The organism is Candidatus Streptomyces philanthi, assembly GCF_059553635.1.
Genome location: NZ_JCANQV010000241.1, coordinates 1 through 9,143 on the forward strand (window position 1 = coordinate 1; position 9,143 = coordinate 9,143).

At 74.2% G+C, this 9,143-nt stretch carries 9 protein-coding genes and 1 pseudogene; 3 read left to right on the forward strand and 7 right to left on the reverse strand.

What is annotated here, in order from left to right:
* Positions 1 to 566: PP2C family protein-serine/threonine phosphatase (locus AC51EU_RS22960; protein WP_496268940.1), on the reverse strand; the 566-nt coding region annotated here is incomplete at its 3' end.
* A 41-nt stretch (positions 567 to 607) separates the two neighbouring features.
* Positions 608 to 1,738 carry a site-2 protease family protein gene (locus tag AC51EU_RS22965; protein ID WP_496268932.1) on the reverse strand — a complete coding sequence of 377 codons (1,131 nt, stop codon included), beginning with the start codon at positions 1,736 to 1,738 and terminating at the stop codon, positions 608 to 610.
* Positions 1,739 to 2,015: 277 nt separating this feature from the next.
* Between AC51EU_RS22965 and AC51EU_RS22970 the strand changes: the two genes are divergently transcribed.
* From AC51EU_RS22970 to AC51EU_RS22980, 3 genes are all read left to right on the forward strand, one after another.
* Positions 2,016 to 2,303 (forward strand): hypothetical protein, encoded by a 288-nt coding sequence (locus AC51EU_RS22970; protein ID WP_496268933.1) that lies wholly within the window; start codon positions 2,016 to 2,018, stop codon positions 2,301 to 2,303.
* A 128-nt stretch (positions 2,304 to 2,431) separates the two neighbouring features.
* A complete protein-coding gene (locus AC51EU_RS22975; RefSeq protein ID WP_496268934.1) occupies positions 2,432 to 2,851 on the forward strand; it encodes a hypothetical protein in 420 nt (139 codons plus the stop codon).
* A 153-nt stretch (positions 2,852 to 3,004) separates the two neighbouring features.
* The gene (locus AC51EU_RS22980) at positions 3,005 to 4,927 is read left to right on the forward strand and encodes a hypothetical protein (protein WP_496268935.1); all 1,923 of its coding nucleotides are present in this window, start codon (positions 3,005 to 3,007) and stop codon (positions 4,925 to 4,927) included.
* Positions 4,928 to 4,960: 33 nt separating this feature from the next.
* Here the strand turns inward: AC51EU_RS22980 and AC51EU_RS22985 are convergent, their stop codons facing one another.
* The 5 genes and pseudogenes from AC51EU_RS22985 to AC51EU_RS23005 form a co-directional block, all read right to left on the reverse strand.
* Positions 4,961 to 7,168, reverse strand: coding sequence for a tetratricopeptide repeat protein (locus AC51EU_RS22985; protein ID WP_496268936.1), 2,208 nt, complete (start codon positions 7,166 to 7,168; stop codon positions 4,961 to 4,963).
* A gap of 242 nt (positions 7,169 to 7,410) precedes the next feature.
* On the reverse strand, positions 7,411 to 8,034 hold the full coding sequence (locus AC51EU_RS22990; protein WP_496268937.1) for a GTP-binding protein: 624 nt from the start codon (positions 8,032 to 8,034) through the stop codon (positions 7,411 to 7,413).
* Positions 8,015 to 8,377, reverse strand: a complete 363-nt coding sequence (locus AC51EU_RS22995) for a DUF742 domain-containing protein (protein WP_496268938.1) — start codon at positions 8,375 to 8,377, stop codon at positions 8,015 to 8,017. The genes AC51EU_RS22990 and AC51EU_RS22995 overlap by 20 nt, the downstream gene beginning before the upstream one ends.
* Before the next feature lie 61 nt (positions 8,378 to 8,438).
* Positions 8,439 to 8,846 (reverse strand): roadblock/LC7 domain-containing protein, encoded by a 408-nt coding sequence (locus tag AC51EU_RS23000; protein ID WP_496268939.1) that lies wholly within the window; start codon positions 8,844 to 8,846, stop codon positions 8,439 to 8,441.
* Positions 8,847 to 8,848: 2 nt separating this feature from the next.
* Positions 8,849 to 9,143: pseudogene (locus tag AC51EU_RS23005) on the reverse strand (ATP-binding protein); the annotation flags it as partial.

Genomic DNA, 9,143 nt, shown 5'->3' on the forward strand with positions numbered 1-9,143 from the left:
CGGGGGGGGAGGGGGGTGGTGGTGATGTGGGGGGTGATGGTGCGGAAGTGGGGGGTGCCGCCGAGGGATTGGGTGAGGAGGGAGGTGGTGTGGTGGCCGGGTGGGAGGGGCGGATTGTCGTCGGTGCTGAGGTGGTGGGGTGGCTCGTGGGTGATGTCGAGGACGCGGCTGTCGCCGACGTTGAAGGCGATGAGGGAGTCGGGCAGGAGAACGGCGCCCGCGACGGTGGTGCCCATGGTGGTCAGTGCCGGGTCGCGGTCGGCGGCCGCGTACACGGCACGGTTGCAGCGTTCCAGGGCGTTGCGGACGGCCTCCTCGTCGCCGAGCACCGGGCCGGTCACGGCCAGGCGGCGGACGGTCAGGGCGCTGGCCACCTCGCCGGCCGGCTGTCCGCCGATGCCGTCGGCGACCGCGACGACGACGGGCGTGCCGAGGGGGAAGACCAGCGTCTGAGGGTTCTCGGTCACCGTGCCGCACAGCGTCCACGGGCCCGCGACCAGGCTGTCCTCGTTGTGTTCGCGCAGCAGGCCGGGGTGGCTGAGCGCGGTCACCGTCACGTACGGCACGGTGTCCCGCCCTTCCCCGGCGGCGCGTCCGGTGTTCCTGGTCATCCGCGTCCGTCCCCCTGGAGGGCGTGCCGCTGCATCAGCCGGGTGATGTCCTTGGACGTGACGATGCCCACCAGGCGCCCCTCGTCCATGACGAGGACGCGGGCGCCGGTGCCCGGGGTGAGCTTGTCCAGGGCCTCGCTCAGCAGGTCGGCCGGGGCGGCGACGGCGCACCGGGACAGCGGGGTCGCCACGTCGCGTACCCGTACGCTCTCGCGCTGTGCGGGCGGCACCGTGGCCAGCCGACCCAGCTGGACGACGCCGCTGGGGCGACCCTCGAAGTCGAGCAGCGGGAGGACGGAGTGGCGGGCCGTCGCCGCCACCTCGTCGATGAAGCGGCGGACGGAGAGCCAGTCCGCGGCGGTCTCCACCGGGGCGGACATGGCCTCCGCGACGCGCACCCCGTGCAGCGCCGTGTGGAGGCCGGCGCGCCGTCGTTCCACCCCGGCGACGAATGCCATGAAGAGGCCGACGAGGACGAGCCAGAGCCCGCTCGGCACGCCGCGCAGAACGGAGATCCAGCCGACGAGGGCCAGCAACACGCCCACGACCTGGCCGCTGCGGGACGCCGCCCGTTCGGCGCGGTCCCGGTCGCCGGTGCGCCACCACAGCAGTGCCTGCATCACCCGGCCGCCGTCGAGCGGCGCGGCGGGCAGCAGGTTGAACACGCCCAGGAAGAGGTTGGCCCAGCCCAGCCACACCAGGACGACCGCCGGGACCGTCCAGCCGGCCAGCGCGTGCCAGCCGATGCCCGCGCCGAAGGCGGCGGCGCCGATGAGCAGGCTGGTGAGCGGCCCGCTGACCGCCACCAGGAACGCGGCGGCGGCCGTCGGCGGCCGGTCCATCCGCGTCATCCCGCCCAGGGCCCACAGCGTGACGTCCTCGACCGGGATCTTCTTCCGCCGGGCGGTCGCGGCGTGGGCCGTCTCGTGGAGCAGCAGGCTGCCCATGAGCAGCGCGGCGCCGATGACGCCGGCCAGCGCGTACACGGCGCCCGGGAGCCCCGGTGTCCAGGTGGGCAGGGTCTCCCGGCCGAGCCCGTAGGCGAACAGGGCGACCAGCACCGGGACGCTCCAGTGCATCCGCAACGGCACCCCGGCGACGCGTCCGATACGGAACGAGCCGTTCATCGTCGTCTCCCGCCGGCCCGCCGCCCGGTCCTCCGGGCGGGACCCGTGCCCCGCGCTCCGCCGACCGGGCGGCACGGCACTCACGACCATTGTGCGCTCGCGAGCCTCCGGACGGCGGGCGCGGGACGGCGGGGCCGGGTCCGACCGGGGCGTGCCGCGGGACGGATCGGCCTAATCTGGACGTACGGATGGTACGGGCCCACGGGCGTACGGGTGCGGCCGTACGAGGGATGGGGGGTACGGACGGGCCCGGTGACGGTGTCGCGGGAGGTGAACCATGGGGCGCAGCCACCACTTCCATCTGGATCACGGTGGCCACTCGATCACCGTGCACGTCGGCCCCGGCCGGGATGGGGAGATCGAGCTCCTGGTCAACGGCAAGGTGATCGGCTACCGGAAGGAGCACCACCCCGGGGTCACCCTGCTGAGCGGCGAACTGCCCGACGAGCCCGCGCGGCCGTTCCGGATTCGGGTCCGCCAGTCACGCCTGGTGCCCACGGGGCCCCGGTGCACGCTGGAGCTGGACGGTACGGAACGGCCGATGCCGGAGCGGGCCACCCCGTGAACCGCGGCGGGACGCCACCGGACGGGCGGGGACACCGGTCACACGCCCCGCGCCCGCGGGACCCGGACGGGACGGACCGCGCAGGCTCCGGCCTGCGGGGGCTGCCGCATCCGCGGACCGGGGAGGGCATGGTGGTGCTCGGCATCCTGGTGCTGATCACCCTGGAGGGTGTGGTGCTGCTCGCGGCACCGGCGCGTGCGCCGCTGGTCGGCGCGTTTCTGCTCGGGGTGGCGGCATGCGGGTTCCTGCTGGTCGGGGCGGTGCTGCACCATCGGCGTGCGGTCGCGCGCCGGGCGCATCCGCCGTGTCCGGTGCCGGACGACGAGCCGCTGTTCGACGACGACGCGCTGGCGGGCTTCCCCGAGGAGGCGGTCGGCCCGCTGCTGCGCGGCCCGGACGCCCCCGACACCAACAGGGTGTGCGCCGCCTGGGTCCTGGCCACCCATGGGTACGACACCGCGTGGATCGGCCGGCACCTCGGGCTGAGCGCGGAGATCGTCCGCCCGCTGGTCGCGGCGGCCCGGGAGCGGCGGGTGCGCCAGGAGTAGCGGGACGCGGGGTTCCCGGGTGGCCGCGAGGGGCCGGTGGTACGTGTGCGGTATCCGGGCGGTGCTCCGTACCGGGGCGCGGTTATCGTGGCTGATCACGCCCGCGGACGTGCCGGCGGGCGCGACAGGACGGTGACGAGGGGGCCGGTGAGCATGGGGGCGGACGGGTGGATACGGGTCGCCGTGGGCGAGGAGGCCGGGCGGTGGGACACCCGGGGACGGACGCGACGGGTGCTGCTCGTGGTCCACAACGTCACCTCGGCGACACGGCTGCTGGACGTCCTGCCGCTGCTCCGTGACGACCTGGGCATCCAGCTGCTGGCCACCTGCACCGGCTCGTCCCCGTTCCAGGCCGGGGTCCCCGAGCTGCTGGCCCGGATCGGTGTGCCCGTACTGCCCTGGGAGCAGGCGCTGAACACCCCGGTACAGCTGGCCGTCTCGGCGAGTTTCGGCGGTGAACTCCACTCCCTGCGCGGCAAATTGGCCGTTTTGTCACATGGTGTCGGATATAATAAGACATTGGCGAAGCCGGGGAGCCGGGGAGCCGGGGAGCCGGGGAGCCGGGGAGCCGGGGAGCCGGGGAGCCGGAGAGCCGGAGAGCCGGCGCCGGTTTTCGGGATGTCGCCGGAGTGGCTGCTGGCGGACGGTTCGCCCGTCGCGGATGCGATGGTGCTCTCGCATCCCGAGCAGTTCGACCGGCTGCACAGTGCCTGTCCGGTCGCGGCGGCGACCGCCGTGCTCGCCGGGGACCCGTGCTTCGACCGGCTGCTGGCGGCCCGCCCGTACCGTGACCGGTTCCGGCGCGCGCTCGGCGTCCGGCGGGGGCAGCGGCTGGTCGTCCTCAACTCGACCTGGAACCCGGAATCCCTCTTCGGTGACGGCGGCGACGAGGATCTGCTCCCGTCCCTCCTGCCCCGTCTGACCGGCGAACTCCCCGCCGACGACTATCGTTTCGCCGCCGTACTGCACCCGAACATCTGGCACGGCCACGGTCCCGGCCAGATCAGGGCCTGGCTGAACCGGGCGCGCCGCGGCGGGCTGACCCTGCTCGACCCCCTGGAGGGCTGGCGGCAGGCGCTGATCGCCGCGGATGTGGTGATCGGGGACCACGGGTCCGTGACCTACTACGCCGCCGCCCTCGGCACCCCCGTCCTCCTGGGCGCGGCGCCCCTCACCGGGCTCGACCCGGCGTCCCCGGTGGCCGACTTCGTCCGCACCGCACCCCGGCTCCTCCCGGACCGTCCGCTGCGCCCCCAACTGGAGGCCGCTCTCACCGGTCACCGCCCGCTCAGCGGCCCCGCCGACCTCACGACCTCCGTCCCCGGCGAATCCGCCTCCCTGCTGCGCACCCTCTTCTACCGCCTCATCGGTGCCCCCGAGCCTCCCTGGCCCGCCCTCCTCGATCCGCTCCCGCTGCCCCCGTACGAACCACCGTTGCGGACCGCCCCACTCCGCGTCCTGACCCGGTGCTCCGGCCCCCGCGACATCGCCGTCCGCCGCTACGCCGCCCCGGCCGGGGAACCGTACGCACCCGATGAGCAGGACGAATGGCCCGAGACGGCCCCTCTCCCGGCAGCCGGCCCGGACGACGCACCGGGCACTCACTTCCCTGGCGACGCCGACGGCCCCGGGGGCACGCACCTCATCCGCGGCGGGTACGAGACGCATCTCGCCGTGCACGAGGACGCCATGGAGCACGAGGTGTTGGCGACGGCCGATGTGATCTTCCGTTACGACGACGCCGACGACCCGCGCGTGGGGCCGCCGGAGCGCTGGGGCGCGGAGGTGCTGTCCCGGTGGCGCGACTGCGCCCTCGCCGCGTACATCACGGCGCCGGACACATGTGTCGTCCGTCTGCGGTCCGGCGATGTCCTGCGTCTGACCGCCCCGCCGTTCTCCGCCGATCCCGCCGCCCATGCCTCGGCGCTGCATGCCGCGCTGACGCGGGGTGCCACGGTGGCGGAGGTGCTGGCCGACGGGATCACCGTACGGACCGGTCACGCCGCCCACCGGGTGACGGTGACGCGGGTGAGGGGGCCGGAGGCGGAGGGGAACGGGCCGGTACACACCCCGTAGCCCGGCCGCCCTCACCGGCCGAGGACCGCTCCCCTACTCGGCCCCGCCCTCCCCGAACCGGTCCCGGATTTCCCGGAGGCGGGCGAGGGGGAAGGACGCCTGTTCCTCCGCCAGCAGGCCGGCGGCCTCCTCGAAGAGGGGGATGGCCGCGGCCGGGGCGCCGGAGTCCTGGTGGGTCTCGGCGAGGTCGGTGAGGGTGCGTGCGGTGTTGTACGCCTCGCCGGTGTCGCGGAAGAAGGAGAGGGCGCGTTCCAGGTGAGCCGTGGCCTCGTCCCAGCGGCCGAGCCCGCGCAGGGCACGGCCGCGGTGGCGCTGGAGGAGGGCACGGGCCCGGGGGACGTCGGCGGAGCCCTCGCCGTCGACGGGGATCGTCAGGAGCAGGGCGTCGGCCTCCTCGAAGAGGTCGTACGCCGGCTGGTGGCGCCACTGCCGCAGGCGCAGCAGGCCCAGTGTCTCGACGGCGGTGGCCTGTCCGCGCAGGTGGCCGGCGCGTCGTTCCGCCGCGGCGGCGGCCGTCAGTTCGGCCTCGGCCTCGCCGTGGTGGGCCGGGTCGGTCTCCATGAGGGCGAGGGCGAGTTGGGCGTGCATACGGCCCGTGATCCGGGCGGCCCGTGCGGCCGTGGCCGTCGTGGCCCGCGCCTCCAGCTCGCGTGCCGCGCGGCCGCCCGCCCGCAGCGCGGGCAGCACCTCCTCGTGCCGCCCGGCCTTGAGCTGGACCGCCCACAGGGCCTCGCACAGCTGCCAGGCGGTGTCGTGGTGCTCGAACTCCTCGGCGGCGAGAACGGCGACGACGAGGTTCGGCAGCTCGGTGTCGAGCGCGGTCAGTGCCTCGCCGACGCCGCGGTACGGCGTCGCCGTCGTCTCCGCGTAGAGCGGGCCCAGGTGCCAGCGCTGCGGCAGGACGGTGGCGTCGGCGGACACCGCGAACCGCAGGACGTGGTCGAGCGCGCGGGCGACCGCGGCCGAGCAGCCGCCGATGCGGTCCTCGCGGGCGGCGGCCTGTGCCGCGTGCCGCCGGACGGCGGGCCGGTAGCGGTAGCGGGCGCCGTCGGTGGTCTCCAGGAGCTCGCGGGCCGCGAGGTCGGCGAGCAGGGCCTCGGCGGTCGGTTCGTCGGTGCCCGTGGTGGCCGCGGCGAGGGCCGGGCCGATGGCCGGCCAGGGACGCAGTGCCAGCAGCCGGTACATCCGTGCCGCGTCGGCGGGCAGGGCGCGGTAGCTCTCCTCGATCACGGTACGGAGGGCCCCGGCGCCGTCGGGCCGGTCGTCCGCGCCGGGCGTCCCGTTCGTGTGGGGCACAGGGGGCTCCTGGTCTTCGCCGGGTCGGTGAGGCGGATCGGTCAGCCGTAGCGCGGCCGCGCGGAGGGCGAACGGGGAGCCGCCGCACCGCGTGAGCACGTTCTGGAGAACGTCCTCGGAGACGGCGCTCTCCTCTCCGGTCAGCAGGCCCAGCAGTTTCAGGGCGTCCTTCGAGGGCAGCGGGCCGACCGGGATCGGTACGGCGTCCAGGCCACCCAGGCGCCCGCGGGCGACCACGATCGTGAAGACACCGGGCGACGAGGTGAGCAGCGGCCGTATCTGCGCGGCGGAACGGGCGTGGTCGAGGACGACGAGCAGCCGCCGGTCCGCGACGATGCTCCGGTAGAGGTCGGCGCGGTCGTCGGCGGCGGGCGGGATGTCCTCGTCCGCGACGCCGAGTCTGCGCAGGAAGCGGCGGAGGACGGCGGGGCCGTCGGGGGTGGCGCCGCCCGCGCCGTGGCGCAGGTCGAGGTAGAGCTGTCCGTCCGGGTAGCGGTGGGAGTTGAGGCTGCCCCAGTGGACGGCGACGGCGCTGGTGCCGATGCCCTCGGGACCGTGGACCAGGGCGACCCTCGGCAGTCCCTCGGCCTTGCGTCCGGCCTCCCGGTCGAGCTGCTTGAGGATCTTCTGGCGGTCCGTGAAGAACCGTACGGTGGCGGGGAGCTGGCGCGGGACGCCGTCGGCGGTCGCGCGTACGGGGGCGCTGCGCGACCAGGAGGCGAGGTCCCGGGCGAACGCGGGGTCCCGCCGCGCTCCGTCGAGCACCAGGGCCGCCAGTTCGCGGCGCTCCTCGATGCCGACCGGGGCGGGCACCTCCCGTCCGGCGACTCTCCGGACCAGCGTGCCCAGCGATTCCCAGGCCCGTTTTCCCGCCTCGTTGGCCATGGACGCCGTCACGGCACCGAGCACCGCCGTGAACGCCCCCACCGAGATGGGATCCACCATGCCGTCATCCCCCTGTCCGCGTCGTCTCCGGCCGCCCCGCGCGCCCGGGCCGCCTTCGCGGTCCACGGTAGCGGCCGTGGTGGTGGCACGGCGTCACCTGGCGGGCCGGATACGGGCGGCCGGCGCGGCCCCAGGGCCGTGCCCTCCCCGTGGACACAGCGGCCCGGGGCGACGAGCGGCTCTCACCCTGCCGCCCGTCGCCCCGGGCCACTTCGGTACCGCGTCCCTCGGCCCCTGGTGTGTCAGGCCGCCGCGAGGGAGTGCAGGTAGCGCATGAGCGTCATCAGGACGTCGCGGCTCGATGTGCGGAGGCGGGCGTCGCAGTCGATGATCGGGATGTCCGGTGACAGGTCGAGGGCGGTGCGGACCTCCTCGATGGGGTGGACCGGCGCGTCGGGGAAGGAGTTGATGGCGACGACGAAGGGGACGCCGCGTTCCTCCAGGCGTCCGATGACGTCGAAGCTCACCTCCAGACGGCGGGTGTCGATCAGCACCACGGCCCCCAGGGCGCCCTCGAACAGGCCGTTCCACAGGAACCAGAAGCGCTGCTGGCCGGGGGTGCCGAAGAGGTAGAGGACCAGTTCGTCGTTGAGGCTGATGCGGCCGAAGTCCATCGCCACGGTCGTGGAGGTCTTGCGCTCTATCCCGACCGTGTCGTCCACGCCGACGCCGGCCTGGGTCATCGTCTCCTCGGTGGTCAGCGGACGGATCTCGCTGACGGAACCGACCAGGGTCGTCTTGCCGACGCCGAAGCCTCCGACGATCACCACCTTGACCGCGGCGGTCGCCGTCTCGGGCAGAACGTCCTCGCTCCGAGGGCCCTCGGCAGGGTGCTCGACCAGAGTGTCAGAGCTTTTGAAGTCCATGGATCACCGCCTCAATCAGGGCACGGTCGGGGAGTTTGGCGGGTGGTACGGGCGCGCGCGCCACCACCCGGCCGTCGGACAGCAGATCACCCAGCAGGACGGTGAGCACACTGATCGGCAGCCGCATATAGGCGGAGAGTTCCGCCACGGAGAGCGGGGAATGGCAGAGCCGCACGATCGTGGCGTGCTCCGGTTGCATGCCCGGCTTGGGGCCGGTCTTCGTCACGATCAGCGTGACCAGGTCGAGCGAGGCGGACTTGCCCGTGTCGCCGCTGCGCCCGCCCGTGATCACGTAGAGCCGCTCGGGACTTTCCTCGTCCCAGTCCTGGCCCTGGTCGCTCATGCCGGCGCCCCGCTTCGCCGCGCGGGGCGCCGTACGGCCTCGGAACGTGCTCCGAGCCCGCTCATACGGCCTGTCCGTCGTGGCGCGGTGGGCTGCTGAGGTGCTCGCCGATGCGGGCCACCAGGTCCCGCATCCGCTGCCCTATCAGCCCCGCGTCCACTCCTTCGTCCGCCAGTACCGCCAGATAAGCCCCGGCCCCGGCAGCCATCAAGTAGAAGAACCCGCCGTCCAGCTCGATGACGACCATCCGCATCCGGCCGTCGCTGCGCGGGAACTCCGCGGAGACCGCGCCGGCCAGGCTCTGGAGTCCGGCGCAGGCCGCCGCCAGCCGGTCGGCGGTGTCCGTGTCCGTTCCGTACTGGGCCATTCGCAGACCGTCCGAGGACAGCACAATGACGTGACGGGTCTGCGGAACGCTCTCCGCGAGGTCCTTGAGCATCCAGTCCATGTTGGGCCGGTGCTGAATCATGGCTACTCACTCTTTTCCGACGACTCGTCACTCTTCTCACGGGGTGCGCCGGACGCAGCGGGGGCGCCGGCGGACGCGGACGTCTGGCTCTCGCCGGACAGGCCGCTCTGGAAGGCCGCCAGCCACATGCCCGGCTGCACCGGCGGTGCGGTGTCCGGCGTGGACACTGCCGGCGCGGTGGCGGGCGCCGAGGCGGGCGCGGTGGGGGGAACGGGTGCGGTGGCGCGCTTCTTGCGACGGCGCTGGGGCAGGCCGCCCGCGGTCCACTCGGTCACCACAGGGGTGTCGTCCATGGTG

Excerpts from the sequence above, each read along its gene's own strand:
- AC51EU_RS23000 (WP_496268939.1), bottom strand. The coding sequence starts at position 8,846 with ATGATTCAGCACCGGCCCAACATGGACTGGATGCTCAAGGACCTCGCG.
- AC51EU_RS22975 (WP_496268934.1), top strand. The coding sequence starts at position 2,432 with ATGGTGGTGCTCGGCATCCTGGTGCTGATCACCCTGGAGGGTGTGGTG.
- AC51EU_RS22965 (WP_496268932.1), bottom strand. The coding sequence starts at position 1,738 with ATGAACGGCTCGTTCCGTATCGGACGCGTCGCCGGGGTGCCGTTGCGG.
- AC51EU_RS22970 (WP_496268933.1), top strand. The coding sequence starts at position 2,016 with ATGGGGCGCAGCCACCACTTCCATCTGGATCACGGTGGCCACTCGATC.
- AC51EU_RS22980 (WP_496268935.1), top strand. The coding sequence starts at position 3,005 with ATGGGGGCGGACGGGTGGATACGGGTCGCCGTGGGCGAGGAGGCCGGG.
- AC51EU_RS22995 (WP_496268938.1), bottom strand. The coding sequence starts at position 8,377 with ATGAGCGACCAGGGCCAGGACTGGGACGAGGAAAGTCCCGAGCGGCTC.
- AC51EU_RS22990 (WP_496268937.1), bottom strand. The coding sequence starts at position 8,034 with ATGGACTTCAAAAGCTCTGACACTCTGGTCGAGCACCCTGCCGAGGGC.
- AC51EU_RS22985 (WP_496268936.1), bottom strand. The coding sequence starts at position 7,168 with ATGGTGGATCCCATCTCGGTGGGGGCGTTCACGGCGGTGCTCGGTGCC.